This window comes from Vibrio sp. B1FLJ16 (genome assembly GCF_905175385.1).
Classification (GTDB): domain Bacteria; phylum Pseudomonadota; class Gammaproteobacteria; order Enterobacterales; family Vibrionaceae; genus Vibrio.
This window is the reverse complement of record NZ_HG992749.1, coordinates 770193-787237: the sequence shown is the minus strand read 5'-3', so window position 1 is coordinate 787237 and position 17045 is coordinate 770193. Positions and strand designations below refer to the sequence as shown.

12 protein-coding genes and 21 tRNA genes are annotated in these 17045 nt (G+C 46.5%); 31 read left to right on the top strand and 2 right to left on the bottom strand.

Annotated features, from left to right (window positions below; genetic code table 11):
• The first annotated feature begins 5 nt into the window (after positions 1-5).
• The 24 genes from KHN79_RS03645 (at position 6) to KHN79_RS03530 (ending at position 5652) form a co-directional block, all read left to right on the top strand.
• Positions 6-950, top strand: a complete 945-nt coding sequence (locus KHN79_RS03645) for a ribose-phosphate pyrophosphokinase (protein ID WP_182011527.1) — start codon at positions 6-8, stop codon at positions 948-950.
• Between the two features lie 193 nt (positions 951-1143).
• Positions 1144-1734, top strand: coding sequence for an aminoacyl-tRNA hydrolase (pth, locus tag KHN79_RS03640; protein ID WP_182011526.1), 591 nt, complete (start codon positions 1144-1146; stop codon positions 1732-1734).
• Between the two features lie 10 nt (positions 1735-1744).
• Positions 1745-2836, top strand: a complete 1092-nt coding sequence (gene ychF / locus KHN79_RS03635) for a redox-regulated ATPase YchF (protein WP_014231060.1) — start codon at positions 1745-1747, stop codon at positions 2834-2836.
• A gap of 284 nt (positions 2837-3120) precedes the next feature.
• Positions 3121-3197 (top strand) — tRNA-Met (locus KHN79_RS03630).
• 39 nt (positions 3198-3236) lie between these two features.
• Positions 3237-3321 (top strand) — tRNA-Leu (locus KHN79_RS03625).
• Between the two features lie 48 nt (positions 3322-3369).
• A tRNA-Gln gene (locus KHN79_RS03620) sits at positions 3370-3444 on the top strand.
• Positions 3445-3522: 78 nt separating this feature from the next.
• Positions 3523-3599 (top strand) — tRNA-Met (locus KHN79_RS03615).
• A 78-nt stretch (positions 3600-3677) separates the two neighbouring features.
• Positions 3678-3762, top strand: a tRNA-Leu gene (locus KHN79_RS03610).
• Positions 3763-3791: 29 nt separating this feature from the next.
• Positions 3792-3876: transfer RNA gene (locus KHN79_RS03605), tRNA-Leu, on the top strand.
• Positions 3877-3907: 31 nt separating this feature from the next.
• Positions 3908-3982, top strand: a tRNA-Gln gene (locus KHN79_RS03600).
• Positions 3983-4015: 33 nt separating this feature from the next.
• Positions 4016-4100: transfer RNA gene (locus tag KHN79_RS03595), tRNA-Leu, on the top strand.
• A gap of 29 nt (positions 4101-4129) precedes the next feature.
• Positions 4130-4204: transfer RNA gene (locus KHN79_RS03590), tRNA-Gln, on the top strand.
• Between the two features lie 52 nt (positions 4205-4256).
• A tRNA-Leu gene (locus KHN79_RS03585) sits at positions 4257-4341 on the top strand.
• A gap of 30 nt (positions 4342-4371) precedes the next feature.
• Positions 4372-4446 (top strand) — tRNA-Gln (locus tag KHN79_RS03580).
• A 52-nt stretch (positions 4447-4498) separates the two neighbouring features.
• Positions 4499-4583 (top strand) — tRNA-Leu (locus KHN79_RS03575).
• Between the two features lie 24 nt (positions 4584-4607).
• Positions 4608-4684 (top strand) — tRNA-Met (locus KHN79_RS03570).
• 53 nt (positions 4685-4737) lie between these two features.
• A tRNA-Leu gene (locus tag KHN79_RS03565) sits at positions 4738-4822 on the top strand.
• A gap of 29 nt (positions 4823-4851) precedes the next feature.
• Positions 4852-4926 (top strand) — tRNA-Gln (locus tag KHN79_RS03560).
• A gap of 54 nt (positions 4927-4980) precedes the next feature.
• Positions 4981-5065 (top strand) — tRNA-Leu (locus KHN79_RS03555).
• A 24-nt stretch (positions 5066-5089) separates the two neighbouring features.
• Positions 5090-5166, top strand: a tRNA-Met gene (locus tag KHN79_RS03550).
• Between the two features lie 46 nt (positions 5167-5212).
• Positions 5213-5297: transfer RNA gene (locus KHN79_RS03545), tRNA-Leu, on the top strand.
• A gap of 29 nt (positions 5298-5326) precedes the next feature.
• Positions 5327-5411, top strand: a tRNA-Leu gene (locus KHN79_RS03540).
• Positions 5412-5440: 29 nt separating this feature from the next.
• Positions 5441-5515, top strand: a tRNA-Gln gene (locus tag KHN79_RS03535).
• Positions 5516-5567: 52 nt separating this feature from the next.
• Positions 5568-5652: transfer RNA gene (locus KHN79_RS03530), tRNA-Leu, on the top strand.
• Positions 5653-5931: 279 nt separating this feature from the next.
• Here the strand turns inward: KHN79_RS03530 and KHN79_RS03525 are convergent.
• The gene (locus tag KHN79_RS03525; RefSeq protein WP_182010471.1) at positions 5932-7107 is read right to left on the bottom strand and encodes a 2-octaprenyl-3-methyl-6-methoxy-1,4-benzoquinol hydroxylase; all 1176 of its coding nucleotides are present in this window, start codon (positions 7105-7107) and stop codon (positions 5932-5934) included.
• A gap of 335 nt (positions 7108-7442) precedes the next feature.
• Between KHN79_RS03525 and miaB the strand changes: the two genes are divergently transcribed.
• From miaB to lnt, 5 genes are all read left to right on the top strand, one after another.
• On the top strand, positions 7443-8867 hold the full coding sequence (miaB, locus tag KHN79_RS03520) for a tRNA (N6-isopentenyl adenosine(37)-C2)-methylthiotransferase MiaB (RefSeq protein ID WP_182010470.1): 1425 nt from the start codon (positions 7443-7445) through the stop codon (positions 8865-8867).
• A gap of 73 nt (positions 8868-8940) precedes the next feature.
• On the top strand, positions 8941-10038 hold the full coding sequence (locus tag KHN79_RS03515; protein WP_182010469.1) for a PhoH family protein: 1098 nt from the start codon (positions 8941-8943) through the stop codon (positions 10036-10038).
• 2 nt (positions 10039-10040) lie between these two features.
• A complete protein-coding gene (gene ybeY / locus KHN79_RS03510; RefSeq protein WP_182010468.1) occupies positions 10041-10505 on the top strand; it encodes an rRNA maturation RNase YbeY in 465 nt (154 codons plus the stop codon).
• A gap of 104 nt (positions 10506-10609) precedes the next feature.
• On the top strand, positions 10610-11509 hold the full coding sequence (corC, locus tag KHN79_RS03505; protein WP_182010467.1) for a CNNM family magnesium/cobalt transport protein CorC: 900 nt from the start codon (positions 10610-10612) through the stop codon (positions 11507-11509).
• Positions 11510-11543: 34 nt separating this feature from the next.
• A complete protein-coding gene (gene lnt, locus KHN79_RS03500) occupies positions 11544-13061 on the top strand; it encodes an apolipoprotein N-acyltransferase (RefSeq protein WP_182010466.1) in 1518 nt (505 codons plus the stop codon).
• 62 nt (positions 13062-13123) lie between these two features.
• Here the strand turns inward: lnt and KHN79_RS03495 are convergent, their stop codons facing one another.
• On the bottom strand, positions 13124-13594 hold the full coding sequence (locus KHN79_RS03495; protein ID WP_182010465.1) for a zinc ribbon-containing protein: 471 nt from the start codon (positions 13592-13594) through the stop codon (positions 13124-13126).
• 154 nt (positions 13595-13748) lie between these two features.
• On the opposite strand from KHN79_RS03495, the gene leuS reads away from it, so the two are divergent.
• The gene (gene leuS, locus KHN79_RS03490) at positions 13749-16322 is read left to right on the top strand and encodes a leucine--tRNA ligase (protein WP_182010464.1); all 2574 of its coding nucleotides are present in this window, start codon (positions 13749-13751) and stop codon (positions 16320-16322) included.
• Between the two features lie 175 nt (positions 16323-16497).
• Positions 16498-17040: an LPS assembly lipoprotein LptE gene (gene lptE / locus KHN79_RS03485; RefSeq protein WP_182010463.1), complete on the top strand. Its 543-nt coding sequence runs from the start codon at positions 16498-16500 to the stop codon at positions 17038-17040.
• Positions 17041-17045 lie beyond the last annotated feature (5 nt).

Here is a 17045-nt window from a genome sequence, read left to right as displayed (position 1 = left end):
CCACCGTGCCTGATATGAAGCTATTTGCTGGTAACGCAACACCTGAACTAGCCCAACGTATTGCTGATCGTCTTTACATCTCTCTTGGTGATGCATCTGTTTCTCGCTTTTCTGATGGCGAAGTTGCAGTTCAAATCAATGAGAATGTTCGTGGTAGCGATGTTTTCATCATTCAATCCACTTGTGCACCGACTAACGACAACCTAATGGAACTGGTTGTTATGATTGATGCAATGCGCCGTGCTTCAGCAGGCCGTATCACTGCAGTTATCCCTTACTTTGGCTACGCTCGTCAGGATCGTCGTGTACGTTCTGCACGTGTGCCAATCACTGCAAAAGTTGTTGCTGATTTCCTATCTAACGTTGGTGTTGACCGCGTTCTTACTATTGACCTGCACGCAGAGCAAATCCAAGGCTTCTTCGATGTTCCTGTAGACAACATCTTCGGTACTCCTGTACTGCTTGAAGACATGCAGGCTCGCGGCCTGGAAAACCCAGTTGTGGTTTCTCCTGACCTTGGTGGTGTTGTACGTGCTCGTGCAACAGCGAAAGCGCTAGGTGATGTTGATATCGCTATCGTTGACAAGCGTCGCCCACGTGCAAACGTTTCTGAAGTGATGAACCTGATCGGTGATGTTGAAGGTCGTGACTGTGTTATCGTTGATGACATGATCGACACTGGTGGCACACTGTGTAAAGCAGCTGAAGCGCTGAAAGAGCGCGGTGCTAAGCGTGTATTCGCTTACGCAACTCATGCTGTGTTCTCAGGTAATGCTGCACAAAACATCGGTAACTCAGTTCTTGACCAAGTTATCGTAACTGACTCAATCACCATGCCTAAAGAGATGGAAGCGACTGGTAAAGTAACCACGCTAAGCCTGTCTCGTATGCTTGCTGAAGCAATTCGTCGCATCAGCAACGAAGAGTCAATCTCTGCAATGTTCAACTAATCCGAACATTTCAGTTACACTGATTTTTAAAACACCCCTATATGGGGTGTTTTTATTTTTGCACGGAAATATCGAGATAGTTTACTCGCCGAGACAAAATCAACGTAAAAGATCAATCTCAGCAGAGCTCCCCTACTGTCAATTTTCTGTGCTATCATACTGCGCTTTTTGAGATTCCAGAGAGATCCTAACCTTGAGTCAACAAATAAAACTTCTTGTTGGTCTTGCTAATCCAGGACCAGAATATGCCAAAACCCGTCATAACGCAGGGGCTTGGGTTGTAGAAGAATTAGCTCGCGTTCATAACGTTACCCTAAAGAACGAACCGAAGTTCTATGGTTTAACCGGACGTATCATGGTCAACGGACAGGATCTCCGTTTGCTCATTCCAACCACTTTCATGAATCTTTCCGGCAAATCTATCGCTGCTTTAGCGAAGTTTTACCAAATTAAACCAGAAGAAATCATGGTTGCTCATGACGAGCTAGACTTACCGCCAGGTGTCGCTAAGTTTAAAAAAGGTGGCGGTCACGGTGGGCACAATGGCCTGCGTGACACAATTAGCAAACTAAGCAACAACAAAGATTTTTATCGTCTTCGTATCGGCATTGGCCATCCGGGACACAAAGATAGAGTGGCAGGTTTTGTACTAGGTAAAGCTCCGGCAAAAGAACAAGAGCTTTTGGACGCCGCCGCCGATGAATCGGTGCGTTGTCTGGACATTCTGATCAAGGATGGCCTGTCAAAAGCACAAAATCGCCTCCACACGTTCAAAGCTGAATAAGGTTACTATCATGGGTTTTAAATGTGGCATCGTTGGTCTACCTAACGTTGGTAAATCAACTCTGTTTAACGCACTAACTAAAGCAGGCATCGAAGCGGCAAACTTCCCGTTCTGTACCATTGAACCAAACACTGGTGTAGTTCCAGTGCCAGATCTGCGTCTAGACGCTCTAGCAAAGATCGTTAACCCACAGAAAGTGCTGCCTACTACAATGGAATTCGTAGACATCGCTGGTCTGGTTGCGGGCGCATCACGTGGTGAAGGTCTGGGTAACAAGTTCCTAGCAAACATCCGTGAAACTGACGCGATCGGTCACGTTGTTCGTTGTTTCGAAAACGACAACATCGTTCACGTAGCAGGTAAAGTATCTCCGATTGAAGATATTGAAGTGATCAACCTTGAGCTTGCAATGGCTGACCTTGATTCGTGTGAACGCGCTATCCAGCGTAACGCGAAGAAAGCAAAAGGTGGCGACAAAGACGCGAAATTCGAACTGACTGTACTTGAGAAACTTCTACCAGTACTGACAGAAGGTGGTTCAGCGCGTACTGTTGAGCTCGCTAAAGAAGAGCTAGCGGCTATTGGTTACCTAAACTTCCTGACTCTGAAACCTACTATGTACATCGCAAACGTGAACGAAGATGGTTTTGAAGACAACGCTTACTTGGATGCTGTACGTGAGTTTGCTGCAAAAGAAAACAACGTGGTTGTTCCTGTATGTGCTGCGATCGAGTCAGAAATGGCTGAACTGGAAGATGACGAGCGTGAAGAATTCCTAGCAGATCTGGGCATCGAAGAACCGGGCCTGAACCGTGTAATTCGAGCGGGCTACGAGCTACTAAACCTGCAAACTTACTTTACTGCTGGTGTAAAAGAAGTTCGTGCATGGACTATCCCTGTTGGCGCAACAGCACCAAAAGCTGCGGCTAAGATCCACACTGACTTTGAAAAAGGCTTTATCCGTGCAGAAGTTGTCGGTTACGACGATTTCATTGAGTTCAACGGTGAAAGTGGTGCGAAAGACGCAGGTAAATGGCGCCTGGAAGGTAAAGAATACATTGTAAAAGACGGCGATGTAATTCACTTCCGTTTCAATGTATAGTTAAGTAAGTGAATTTTAAACACTTCATTTACATGAAAAGCCAGCGATAACGCTGGCTTTTTTTATATTCTCAATACAAGACCTTAGGTTAACCACTTCCCGGCTAGTGAATTTATTTCCAGTTTTAGATCATAAACACGCCTCTTTGTTTAAAAAGGAAGCGAACGGGGTCTTTTCCGAGATTTATTTAAAAAAACTATTGACGGATCTTACTCAACTTCGCATAATGCGCGCCGTTCCCGACAACAAGGCAACATGGTGTTGAGAGCGAAAAATATGGTTTTGGCTACGTAGCTCAGCTGGTTAGAGCACATCACTCATAATGATGGGGTCACAGGTTCGAATCCCGTCGTAGCCACCATTCCTAAATACTCTTTTTTAAGAGTGATTAGGAATAGATGCGGAAGTGGCGGAATTGGTAGACGCACCAGATTTAGGTTCTGGCGCCGCAAGGTGTGAGAGTTCAAGTCTCTCCTTCCGCACCATTTTTCTCTAGAAATAGAGAGTTAAGTAGTTGAAAAACTACTGCCTGCAGGTCTATCGCCAAGCGGTAAGGCAGCGGCTTTTGATGCCGCCATTCCCTGGTTCGAATCCAGGTAGACCTGCCATTATTCCAAGTGGAGATTCCTTGATAAAGGGGTTGTCACTTAGAGCGCGAAGGTTTATATTGTCTCGCTCAAAAAGATGGCTACGTAGCTCAGCTGGTTAGAGCACATCACTCATAATGATGGGGTCACAGGTTCGAATCCCGTCGTAGCCACCATTCTTTCTTAAAGAAAGAAGACAAAGAAAACAATCATTAGTTTTTACCAATTAACTAGTGATTTATAGAGTTCAAGATGCGGAAGTGGCGGAATTGGTAGACGCACCAGATTTAGGTTCTGGCGCCGCAAGGTGTGAGAGTTCAAGTCTCTCCTTCCGCACCATCTTGATTTAACTCTAATAAAGAATATATGCGGAAATGGCGGAATTGGTAGACGCACCAGATTTAGGTTCTGGCGCCGCAAGGTGTGAGAGTTCAAGTCTCTCTTTCCGCACCATATTTTTAGTAGTTAGAAAACTACTGCCTGCAGGTCTATCGCCAAGCGGTAAGGCAGCGGCTTTTGATGCCGCCATTCCCTGGTTCGAATCCAGGTAGACCTGCCACTATTTTAATTATTGAGTTTACTCAGTAATTATGCGGAAGTGGCGGAATTGGTAGACGCACCAGATTTAGGTTCTGGCGCCGTAAGGTGTGAGAGTTCAAGTCTCTCCTTCCGCACCATATTTTAAGTAGTGAAAACTACTGCCTGTAGGGCTATCGCCAAGCGGTAAGGCAGCGGCTTTTGATGCCGCCATTCCCTGGTTCGAATCCAGGTAGCCCTGCCATATACAACGTTATTGAGGATCACCAATTTCCTTGATAACTACAAATCAAGTTGCGGAAGTGGCGGAATTGGTAGACGCACCAGATTTAGGTTCTGGCGCCGCAAGGTGTGAGAGTTCAAGTCTCTCCTTCCGCACCATTCTTTAGTAGTTGAAAAACTACTGCCTGTAGGGCTATCGCCAAGCGGTAAGGCAGCGGCTTTTGATGCCGCCATTCCCTGGTTCGAATCCAGGTAGCCCTGCCATATACAACGTTATTGAGGATCACCAATTTCCTTGATAACTACAAATCAAGTTGCGGAAGTGGCGGAATTGGTAGACGCACCAGATTTAGGTTCTGGCGCCGTAAGGTGTGAGAGTTCAAGTCTCTCCTTCCGCACCATTCTTGATTTAAACAATTTGAGTTGGCTACGTAGCTCAGCTGGTTAGAGCACATCACTCATAATGATGGGGTCACAGGTTCGAATCCCGTCGTAGCCACCATTTATAACGTTATTTAGGTTTTACCAATTACCTTTATAACTACAGAATAAGTTGCGGAAGTGGCGGAATTGGTAGACGCACCAGATTTAGGTTCTGGCGCCGTAAGGTGTGAGAGTTCAAGTCTCTCCTTCCGCACCATATTTTAAGTAGTGAAAACTACTGCCTGTAGGGCTATCGCCAAGCGGTAAGGCAGCGGCTTTTGATGCCGCCATTCCCTGGTTCGAATCCAGGTAGCCCTGCCATATAACAACGATATTGAGATTTTACCAATTATCTTAATATCTAAAAATCAAGATGCGGAAGTGGCGGAATTGGTAGACGCACCAGATTTAGGTTCTGGCGCCGCAAGGTGTGAGAGTTCAAGTCTCTCCTTCCGCACCATTCTTGGTTTAAACAATTTGAGTTGGCTACGTAGCTCAGCTGGTTAGAGCACATCACTCATAATGATGGGGTCACAGGTTCGAATCCCGTCGTAGCCACCATTGATTAGATTGCTAGCCTTAGCTAACAGTCATGTAGATTTAAGATGCGGAAGTGGCGGAATTGGTAGACGCACCAGATTTAGGTTCTGGCGCCGCAAGGTGTGAGAGTTCAAGTCTCTCCTTCCGCACCATCTTAAACTCATCTACAATATCAAAACACGCGGAAGTGGCGGAATTGGTAGACGCACCAGATTTAGGTTCTGGCGCCGTAAGGTGTGAGAGTTCAAGTCTCTCCTTCCGCACCATATTTTAAGTAGTGAAAACTACTGCCTGTAGGGCTATCGCCAAGCGGTAAGGCAGCGGCTTTTGATGCCGCCATTCCCTGGTTCGAATCCAGGTAGCCCTGCCATATACAACGTTATTGAGGATCACCAATTTCCTTGATAACTACAAATTAAGTTGCGGAAGTGGCGGAATTGGTAGACGCACCAGATTTAGGTTCTGGCGCCGCAAGGTGTGAGAGTTCAAGTCTCTCCTTCCGCACCATTATCGGAAAACCCAGCATTAATTTGCTGGGTTTTTTCTTTTTCCGGCTATCTAACGTCCTATATCGGGTCATTCCAGCGAGCCATAGCGAGACTAGGAATCTATTATCGGCGGGCTGAAATGATGTAGGAACAATTTTGGCGACGAAGCGCTCGGATAGAAGATTCTGAATCACGCTCCTTCGTCGCTGTCCAGAATGACGAGTGACAGTGTTAAACGGACGCATCAAGCTTTGTACGATCTTTTATCCATCCGCAAACTGCAAATACTGACCGTTTATCACATGCCAAGTGCGTATTTAAGAACTTGCGATTTAATTGGACCTGAGTGTTCAGCCAGTTTGAGGGCGGCATTGCGCGCAAACTTCAGCGGACCGAGCTCATTGCTAAAACCTTTGTAGAAGAAGTCCATTCCCGTCTGCATTAGCAGGTTATCCGGGCGTCGAGCACGCTCATATTTCTCTAGCAAAGAATCTGTTAGCTCATCTTGCCCTTGTGTGACATCCAGTAAAACATCAACGTCTTTAAAGCCCAAATTCACACCCTGTCCAGCCAGTGGATTAATCGTATGCGCGGAATCTCCAACAAGTACACAGCCTCGGTTCGAGTATGATTGAGCATGACGACGAGTCAGAGGGAACGAACCAAACTGCAGTACCTCAATATCTCCCAGTTCTTTGGGGAAATGATTCAAAATTTCCCTTCTTAACTGAGGCTTAGTCATCGCACATAACTGCTTGATACGCTTTGGAGAGTCATACCAGACTAATGATCCCTGCCCGACTTCTTTACCCTCTTCCGTCAACGAACACAATGGCAAAAACGATCGGGGGCCGCTTGGAGTGAACTGCTGCCAGGTAATATCCTGTTGTGGCAGCTCAGTCTTAACGTTGATCAGCATACAGTGCTGACGGTAATCCCATGCGGTTATTCCTATCCCTGCAAGCTGACGTACTTTTGAATTTGCCCCGTCAGCACCAATCACCCACTGAGCCTCAAACTGTTTACCGCTCTCTAATGTGATTCGGTTAACGTCAGCAAACTCGATGCTTTGTAAACGCTCAGGACATTCTAATGTGAGATTGTTGTATTGCTCAAACGCTTGCCACAACCCCAATTGAATCAGCCTGTTTTCAACGATATAACCGAGTTGCCCGAGAGACAATTCATCCGAATGGAATCGAGTCCGGCATTCCGGGTGCTCCCAGGTTTCCAAACGACGATAAGGACAGACACGCATCGCTTGAATTGATGACCATGCACCAAGAGATTCAAGTAATTTAACGGATTGGTGTGAAATCGCGGATACACGAATATCCATAGCCTGTGACGAGTCGAATGCCTTTGGCTCTGTACCTTCGACAACCACGACACTTCTGCCTTGCTGGGCAAACCCTATTGCGATTGCTGCGCCAACCATGCCTCCGCCAATAACGGTGATGTCATATCTGTTCATTTTTTGTTCTTCACTGCATTGATAAGATAACATTTTTAATTGTACGTTCAGCCAAAGCATTTACAAAACGGTTTATCTTTCCTCAGCCAAAGATGCGTAATCCCGCGTAATTTTTTGCATTTGTAAACCGAGTTTTTCTGCTTGACTAACCAGCATAAAAACCTTGTCCGATATAAGGCGAAAGCCCATATTACATCAGGCTTTGCAGAGAATTAGTCAGATCACTAGTCAGGTGCTTTTTAAAGCAGTACAATACGCCGCTTACCGCCGTGATGGCGGCTATAATTTGAGCAATAGCTCTCCGATTTAAGTACAACTGAACGAGCGAAAGTGAGATGAGTAAGAAACTGCTAATTAAAACCTGGGGCTGCCAGATGAATGAATACGATTCATCAAAAATGGCCGACCTGCTTAATGCTGCAAACGGCTACGAGCTGACGGAAGAGCCAGAGGAAGCAGACGTACTTCTACTTAACACCTGTTCGATCCGTGAAAAAGCGCAAGAAAAAGTTTTCCACCAGCTAGGCCGCTGGAAAACACTAAAAGATAAAAAACCTGGCGTAGTTATCGGCGTAGGTGGTTGTGTAGCAACACAAGAAGGTGACCATATTCGTGAACGAGCACCGTTCGTCGACGTAATTTTTGGTCCGCAAACTCTGCACCGCCTTCCAGAGATGATCAAACAGTCTCAATCTGATGATGCACCAGTAATGGACATTTCTTTCCCTGAAATTGAGAAGTTCGACCGCCTGCCAGAGCCACGAGCTGAAGGTGCGACCGCATTCGTTTCTATCATGGAAGGCTGTTCTAAATACTGTACTTACTGCGTTGTGCCATACACACGTGGTGAGGAAGTAAGCCGTCCGATGGATGACGTATTGTTCGAAATCGCTCAGCTAGCAGAGCAAGGCGTACGTGAAGTAAACCTGTTAGGCCAAAACGTAAACGCGTACCGTGGTCCTATGCACGACGGTGAAATCTGTTCATTTGCAGAACTACTTCGTCTGGTTGCTTCTATCGATGGTATCGATCGTATCCGTTTCACTACCAGTCACCCGCTAGAATTCACAGATGACATTATTGCGGTTTACGAAGACACACCTGAACTGGTGAGCTTCCTTCACTTGCCGGTACAAAGTGGTAGTGACCGCATCTTAACGATGATGAAGCGCCCTCATACGGGTATCGAGTACAAGTCTATCATCCGTAAACTACGTAAAGCTCGCCCTGACATTCAAATCAGTTCTGACTTTATCGTTGGTTTCCCTGGTGAGACAGATAAAGACTTCCAGGATACAATGAAGCTAATCAAAGACGTCGACTTTGATATGAGCTTCAGCTTCATCTTCTCTGCGCGCCCTGGTACACCAGCTGCAGATTACCCTTGTGATCTGCCGGAGCAAGTGAAGAAAGATCGCCTGTACGAATTACAGCAAACGATCAACGCGCAGGCTATGCGCTACTCTCGCCTAATGCTTGATACAGAGCAACGTGTACTAGTTGAAGGCCCTTCGAAGAAAAACCTGATGGAACTACGCGCTCGTACAGAAAACAACCGTGTAGTAAACTTTGAAGGTAGCGCAGACCTGATTGGTCAGTTCGTTGACGTGAAGATCGTAGACGTATTTGCAAACTCATTGCGTGGTGAGCTAGTACGTACTGAAAAAGACATGGACCTTCGTAGTGTGATTTCACCAACGCAAATGATGGCGAAAACACGTCGCGAAGATGAGCTGGGTGTAGCGACTTTTACGCCGTAAGCTCGTATAAATCGCCATGGAGAGCCTGGTCGTTATCAGGCTCTCAATAAGTGGCAGAAAATGAGAGGCAACATTGAGCAATAAAATCGTAACTCTAGAAATTAACCTAGAACCTTCAGACAACCGCCGACTAGCTAGTCTGTGCGGTCCTTTCGATGACAACATCAAGCATTTAGAACGCCGTCTGGGCGTTGAAATCAACCACCGTAGTGACCATTTTACTATTGTTGGTAAACCTCACACTTCTGCGGCTGCGCTGGATATCCTGAAAACTCTGTATGTCGATACCGCACCAGTACGTGGTGAGATCCCAGACATAGAACCTGAACAGATCCATTTAGCGATCAAAGAGTCAGGTGTGCTAGAACAAAGTACCGAGTCAAATATCGCACACGGTAAAGAAGTGTTCGTTAAAACCAAAAAAGGCGTGATTAAGCCACGTACGCCTAACCAGGCTCAATACCTGGTTAACATGGTGACTCACGATATCTCTTTTGGTATTGGTCCTGCTGGTACAGGTAAAACCTACCTTGCCGTCGCTGCAGCGGTCGACGCCTTAGAGCGTCAAGAAATTCGTCGTATCCTTTTGACGCGTCCAGCGGTTGAAGCGGGTGAGAAACTGGGCTTCCTGCCTGGCGATTTGAGCCAGAAAGTTGATCCCTACCTTCGTCCACTATACGACGCTTTGTTCGAGATGCTAGGCTTTGAGCGAGTTGAAAAGCTCATTGAACGCAACGTTATTGAGGTTGCACCTCTGGCTTACATGCGTGGTCGTACCCTGAACGATGCATTTATCATTCTGGATGAAAGTCAGAACACAACAGTAGAACAGATGAAAATGTTCCTGACGCGTATTGGCTTTAACTCACGCGCAGTAATCACTGGTGATGTCACTCAGATCGACTTACCGCGTGGCGCAAAATCTGGCCTGCGTCATGCGATTGAAGTACTGAATGAAGTTGATGACATCAGTTTTAACTTCTTCCAGGCTGATGACGTAGTTCGCCACCCAGTTGTTGCTCGTATTGTTAATGCCTACGAGAAATGGGAAGCGCAAGACCAGAAAGAGCGTAAAGAGTTTGAAAAGCGCCGTCGTGAAGAGCGTGATGCCAAATTACTTGAAGCAGCAAAAGCCGAGCTAGGCGCTCAAGTCGCTGCAACTAAGGAATAAAAATGGCAATTGAACTTGATCTTCAGCTGGCAGTCGAAAGTGAAGAAGGTTTACCTTCCCGAGAGGAATTCCAATTGTGGCTGGATAAGACTATCCCTCTGTTCCAGCCGCAAGCAGAACTGACTATTCGTATTGTCGATGAACAAGAAAGTCATACTCTGAACCACGAATACCGTGGTAAAGATAAGCCGACCAATGTGCTGTCTTTCCCATTCGAAGTGCCTCCTGGCATGGAGATGGATCTACTCGGTGACCTAATCATTTGTCGCCAAGTAGTTGAAAAAGAGGCTCTTGAGCAGAATAAACCTCTGCTAGCACATTGGGCGCATATGGTTGTACATGGCAGCTTGCATCTGCTAGGTTATGATCATATCGAGGATGACGAAGCCGAAGAGATGGAGTCCCTCGAGACAGAAATCATGCAAGGTATGGGCTTTGAAGACCCGTATATTGCTGAAAAAGAGTAACCTCTGGTTGCTCAACAGGGAAAGGCGAATCACCCAATTACCCTCGTGTTCGCCTTTCTATGTGAGCTATCACACTTCTGATAGCGTTACTTTAATGAGAAACAATGAACGAAGATAATTCTCCCTCTTCTAGCGAAGGTAAAAAAGAAAAGGCGGAAGGTCCGAGTAGAAAGTCCTTCTTTGAACGTCTAGGTCAATTATTTCAGGGCGAGCCTAAAGATCGCCAAGAGCTTGTGGATGTTATCCGCGACTCAGAAGAAAATGACCTGATTGACCACGACACCAGAGATATGCTCGAAGGTGTTATGGAAATCTCCGAAATGCGCGTGCGAGATATTATGATCCCGCGTTCGCAAATGGTTACTGTTGAGCGTACTTACGATTTAGACACGTTAATCGCGTTAATTACCGATGCTCAACACTCGCGTTACCCGGTAATCAGCGAGGACAAAGACCATGTGGAAGGCATTCTACTAGCGAAGGACTTACTTAAATACTTAGGCTCAGGCAGCAACCCATTTGATATTGAAGAAGTGATTCGTCCAGCAGTCGTGGTTCCGGAAAGTAAACGCGTTGACCGCCTGCTGAAAGAGTTCCGTGAAGAACGCTATCATATGGCGATTGTTGTCGATGAATTCGGCGGTGTTTCTGGTCTCGTTACCATTGAAGATATCCTTGAGGAAATCGTCGGTGATATTGAAGACGAGTTTGACGAGTCTGAAGAGACTGACATTCGTAAGCTAAGCAAACATACGTTTGCTGTCAGAGCTCTGACAACGATTGAAGAGTTTAATGAGACATTCGGTACCAACTTCAGCGATGAAGAGGTAGACACTGTAGGTGGTATGGTAATGACAACTTTTGGTCACCTACCTTCTCGCGGTGAACTGGTTGAAATTGAAGGGTATAACTTCAAGGTCACGGCTGCGGATAACCGTCGTGTCATTCAACTCCAAGTGACGATTCCAGACGAAGAAACACTGGTTGAAGCTACTCAAGAGTAACGCGATACCCTACCGGGAATATCAGAAAAATATAATGATGAATGCACTCTTTCATCGCCTCAAGCGGCCCTTAGCGGCCGCTTTTGTTGGCGCTTCCACAACTTTAGCTTTTGCTCCTTACCAACTATGGCCTGTTGCTATTCTCAGCCCAGCCATACTGCTCATCCTTTTAGCAAATCAGACACCTAAACGCGCGCTGTGGATTGGCTATGCCTGGGGACTTGGCCAGTTTGCTACAGGCGTTAGCTGGGTTTACGTCAGTATTTCTGGTTTTGGCGGGATGCCGCTGATTGCCAATTTATTTTTGATGGGGCTACTAGTCGCGTATCTGGCAGTCTATTCAGCTCTGTTTGCTTGGCTTAAGAACAAATTTTTCTCTCAATTTACCCTATCTACAGCCCTACTGGCGGCGCCTGCTCTCTGGCTCGCGACCGATTGGCTGCGCGGCTGGGTAATGACCGGATTTCCATGGTTATGGCTCGGATACAGCCAGATAGACGCTCCTCTGGCAAACTTTGCTCCAATCGGAGGCGTTGAACTTATTACCTTGTTTATTATGATCTGCGCAGGGTCACTGGCTTACGCGTGGATTCATAAACAGTGGTTAATGGTCGTGATTCCGGCGGTATTGCTGAGTGCTGGCTTTGGTATTCGTCAATATGACTGGGTTACTCCTCGTCTACAAGATGTAACCAAAGTGGCACTTATTCAAGGTAACGTAGACCAGAAGAAAAAATGGCTGCCGACCCAACGCTGGCCGACCATCATGAAGTACACGGATCTGACTCGTGAAAACTGGGATGCTGATATTATTGTGTGGCCAGAAGCAGCGATCCCCGCATTTGAAATTGAACTTCCGTCCTTCTTGCACAATCTCGACAGCGCAGCAAAAATCAAACACAGTGCAGTGATCACAGGCGTCGTAAACCAGACAGAAGATAGACAGTTCTACAACAGCATTCTTTCTCTAGGCACCACACCATACGGTGACTACAGTTTTGACTTGAGCGAGCGTTACCACAAGCATCACTTGCTGCCATTTGGAGAGTTTGTACCGTTTGAGGACATTCTGCGTCCGCTTGCACCGTTCTTTAACTTACCGATGTCTTCTTTCAGTCGCGGGGATTTCGTGCAGCCAAACATCGTGGCAAATGGCATGCATATGGCCCCTGCACTGTGTTACGAAATTATCTTTAACGAGCAGGTGCGCCAAAATATTACTGATGAAACCGACTTCATCTTAACGCTCTCTAACGATGCTTGGTTTGGGAAATCAATCGGTCCGCTGCAACATATGGAAATTGCACGAATGCGTGCATTGGAGTTGGGCAAACCGCTTATACGCTCGACAAATAACGGCGTGACAGCAGTGACGGATCACAAAGGGAATATCGTTGAGCAAGTGCCTCAGTTTGAAACCGCAGTCCTGCGTGCAGAGCTTACTCCAACCGACGGAAATACGCCCTATCGCATCGTCGGGACATGGCCTTTATATGTTTGGGTATTACTGAGCTTGATCATCGCCGGGTGGCTGGCGAGAAAGAAATACTGACTAGATATCAGTACCATAAGATCAAAAGTAAAAGAGGCCTGGTGGCCTCTTTTACTTGAATGTCACGGTTTTAAAGATTGCCGACTGAATCCGGTATGGCCGCATTTGATACAGGGAATGATAACGGTCGGATGGTTATATGTGGTTTTGTGGCCACATTCATCGCAAACTAACGTTCCTAAGCCGATCACTTCTCCAGCTTCATACAGACCTTGATGTTCTAAGTCATCAAACAACTCAACCCACTCAACTTTAGTTCTGTCGGTGATCTCCAGCAGTCCTTGCCAAATCGTATCTGCCACAGTTAAGTAGAACGGGCCACTTTTACTCTCTTCGTAACTTTCTGAAAACTCTTTTAAATCCGATTTAACGTACGCTTTAATCAAAGCTAACTCATCTTTGGTCAGATCATTAGCAGCCTCCACCACTTTGCCTGACGTCTCTATCGCTTTGTTAACTTCATCAGGGCTGTGCTTTAAGGTTTCAATCACATCCTCAAGCATTTCCTCATAACCTGTTTTACGTTTCGGCATAACTGACCTCCATCTTTTTCCGACCTGCGTGACTTAAGCACGCAAGGGTACAGATTGGCTATTGTTGTGACCTCTCGCTTTAGGTATTCTATGATGATCTATTTAAGTCTGTTCTAACCGAACTCACAAATTCCAAGATAACCGGATATCATCGATGCAAGAGCAATACAACCCACAAGACATTGAACAGAAAGTTCAAAAGCAATGGGATGACAACAAGACCTTTGTTGTAAGTGAAGACCCAAATAAAGAAAAATTCTACTGTCTATCTATGTTCCCGTACCCAAGTGGTCGACTGCACATGGGTCACGTTCGTAACTACACCATCGGTGACGTAGTATCTCGTTTCCAACGCCTGCAAGGCAAAAACGTAATGCAACCTATTGGTTGGGATGCGTTCGGCCTACCTGCAGAAAATGCTGCAGTAAAAAATAACACAGCGCCAGCACCATGGACTTACGAAAACATTGAGTACATGAAAAACCAGCTTAAATTGCTAGGTTTTGGCTACGACTGGAATCGCGAATTCGCGACCTGTACCCCTGAATACTACCGTTGGGAGCAAGAGTTCTTCACTAAGCTTTACGCGAAAGGCTTAGTTTACAAGAAGACTTCTTCTGTTAACTGGTGTCCAAACGACCAAACCGTTCTTGCAAACGAGCAGGTTGAAGATGGCTGCTGCTGGCGTTGTGACACGCCTGTAGAGCAAAAAGAGATCCCTCAATGGTTCATCAAGATCACGGAATATGCGCAAGAGCTACTGGACGATCTAGATAACCTAGACGGCTGGCCAGAAATGGTTAAGACCATGCAGCGCAACTGGATTGGCCGCTCTGAAGGTGTTGAGCTTACGTTTGAAGTTAAAGGTCACTCTGATCTGGAAGTTTACACAACGCGTCCTGACACGCTAATGGGCGTGACTTACGTCGGTATCGCAGCAGGTCACCCTCTAGCGGCTATCGCTGCAGAGAATAACCCAGAGCTGGCTGCATTCATCGACGAATGTAAAAACACCAAAGTTGCTGAAGCTGAGCTGGCAACAATGGAGAAGAAAGGTATGGCGACTGGCCTTACTGCAATTCATCCATTGAACGGTCGCGAAGTACCTGTGTACGTAGCAAACTTCGTACTTATGGACTACGGTACGGGCGCGGTTATGGCTGTACCTGCTCATGACCAGCGTGATTTTGAATTCGCAACTAAGTACGGCCTGGATATTGTTCCTGTTATCAAACCAGTTGATGGCAGCGAGCTAGATATTTCTGAAGCAGCATACACAGAGAAAGGTGTACTGTTTGATTCCGGTGAGTTCGACGGTCTTGAATTCCAAGCGGCATTCGATGCAATTGCTGCCAAGCTAGAAGCTGAAGGCAAAGGCACTAAAACAGTTAACTTCCGTCTGCGCGACTGGGGGGTTTCTCGTCAACGTTACTGGGGTGCACCTATCCCAATGGTAACTACTGAAGACGGTGAAGTTCATCCGCTACCTGCTGACCAACTACCAGTAATTCTTCCAGAAGACGTGGTAATGGACGGCGTAACCAGCCCAATCAAAGCTGATAAAGAGTGGGCGAAGACAACCTTCAACGGCGAACCTGCTCTACGTGAGACAGATACGTTCGATACGTTCATGGAATCTTCTTGGTACTACGCGCGTTACTGTTCACCACAAGCTGACGACATCCTGGATCCAGAAAAAGCAAACTACTGGCTACCAGTAGACCAGTACATCGGTGGTATCGAACACGCTTGTATGCACCTGTTGTACTCACGCTTCTTCCATAAACTGCTTCGTGACGCAGGTTACGTGACTTCTGACGAGCCGTTCAAGCAGCTACTATGTCAGGGCATGGTACTGGCTGATGCGTTCTACTTTGAGAACGAGAAAGGCGGTAAAGAGTGGGTTGCCCCAACTGACGTGAAAGTTGAGCGTGACGGCAAAGGTCGTATCACTTCAGCTACCGATAACGAAGGCCGTAACGTTGAGCACTCGGGCATGATCAAAATGTCTAAGTCGAAGAACAACGGTATCGACCCGCAAGAGATGGTAGACAAGTACGGCGCTGACACCGTGCGTCTGTTCATGATGTTCGCGTCTCCGGCAGACATGACTCTTGAATGGCAAGAGTCTGGCGTTGAAGGTGCAAACCGCTTCCTGAAACGTGTCTGGAAACTAGTGAAAGAGCACACAGCAAAAGGTGCTGCAGAAGCTGTTGATACTTCTGCGCTATCTGGTGATCAGAAAGCTCTACGCCGTGACGTTCACAAGACCATTGCGAAAGTAACCGATGATGTGGCACGTCGCCAGACATTCAACACGGCTATTGCGGCTATCATGGAACTGATGAACAAGTTAGCGAAAGCGCCTCAGGAATCAGTACAAGACCGTGCGATCCTAGATGAAGCTCTGAAAGCTGTCGTAGCAATGCTTTACCCTATCACTCCGCACATCTCATACGAACTATGGGCTGCGTTAGGTGAGTCTGACATCGACAATGCGACCTGGCCGACTTTCGATGAGAAAGCACTGGTTGAAGACGAGAAAACTGTCGTTGTTCAGGTTAACGGTAAACTGCGTGCAAAACTGACTGTAGCAGCCGACGCAACCAAAGAGCAAGTTGAAGAACTTGGTCTGAACGATGAGAACGTTACAAAATTCACAGATGGCCTGACCATCCGTAAAGTGATTTACGTACCGGGTAAACTTCTCAATATCGTTGCGAACTAGCATATCTTTACAAACGAATCGCAGCTTGCAATAACTCTATTCAGAGCGAACTAATTCGCTCGCTAAGAGTCTTTTAACAGGGTAGTTCGCTACCCTGTTTATTTACCTTAATCCATTTAAACTCAAGTGAATTAAGGTAAATAACCCCATCTTCAATTTAGGATGAACACAATCAATGCGCTTTTTCTCTTTGATTAAACTACCTGTGGTATTGGTATTAGCAGGCATTCTCTCTGCCTGTGGTTTTCACCTTCGTGACGAGTATTCCGTACCGGAAGAGCTGCACACCATGTCATTCACCAGCTATGATGAGTACAACCAGCTAACCCGCTATGTACGCTCTCAGCTGACACTGAACAAAGTCGACCTCGTCCAACCATCATCAAATGTACCAAACGTGCACCTAATTGGAGCGAGTCTCAAGGAGCGTACACTGTCACTCTATCAAAACAGCCGAGCAGCGGAGAAAGAGCTGACTTACGTTGTGCGCTATCGCGTCACGATTCCTGAGCATGGTTCTAAAAACTACACCACAACCGTCAATCGCAACTACCTGGATAACCCTCTGACAGCACTTGCTAAATCCGTTGAACGCGATGTTATCGAAGATGAAATGCACTTGCAGGCAGCCAAACAGATGATGCGTCAGTTGGGTCGCGTGCGTGCAGAATATGAATCTGACGCGACTAACGAACTAGCTCCGAATACAAATTCATAATTAAC

Excerpts from the sequence above, each read along its gene's own strand:
- lnt (WP_182010466.1), top strand. The coding sequence starts at position 11,544 with ATGATGAATGCACTCTTTCATCGCCTCAAGCGGCCCTTAGCGGCCGCT.
- ybeY (WP_182010468.1), top strand. The coding sequence starts at position 10,041 with ATGGCAATTGAACTTGATCTTCAGCTGGCAGTCGAAAGTGAAGAAGGT.
- miaB (WP_182010470.1), top strand. The coding sequence starts at position 7,443 with ATGAGTAAGAAACTGCTAATTAAAACCTGGGGCTGCCAGATGAATGAA.
- KHN79_RS03525 (WP_182010471.1), bottom strand. The coding sequence starts at position 7,107 with ATGAACAGATATGACATCACCGTTATTGGCGGAGGCATGGTTGGCGCA.
- ychF (WP_014231060.1), top strand. The coding sequence starts at position 1,745 with ATGGGTTTTAAATGTGGCATCGTTGGTCTACCTAACGTTGGTAAATCA.
- KHN79_RS03495 (WP_182010465.1), bottom strand. The coding sequence starts at position 13,594 with ATGCCGAAACGTAAAACAGGTTATGAGGAAATGCTTGAGGATGTGATT.
- corC (WP_182010467.1), top strand. The coding sequence starts at position 10,610 with ATGAACGAAGATAATTCTCCCTCTTCTAGCGAAGGTAAAAAAGAAAAG.
- lptE (WP_182010463.1), top strand. The coding sequence starts at position 16,498 with ATGCGCTTTTTCTCTTTGATTAAACTACCTGTGGTATTGGTATTAGCA.
- leuS (WP_182010464.1), top strand. The coding sequence starts at position 13,749 with ATGCAAGAGCAATACAACCCACAAGACATTGAACAGAAAGTTCAAAAG.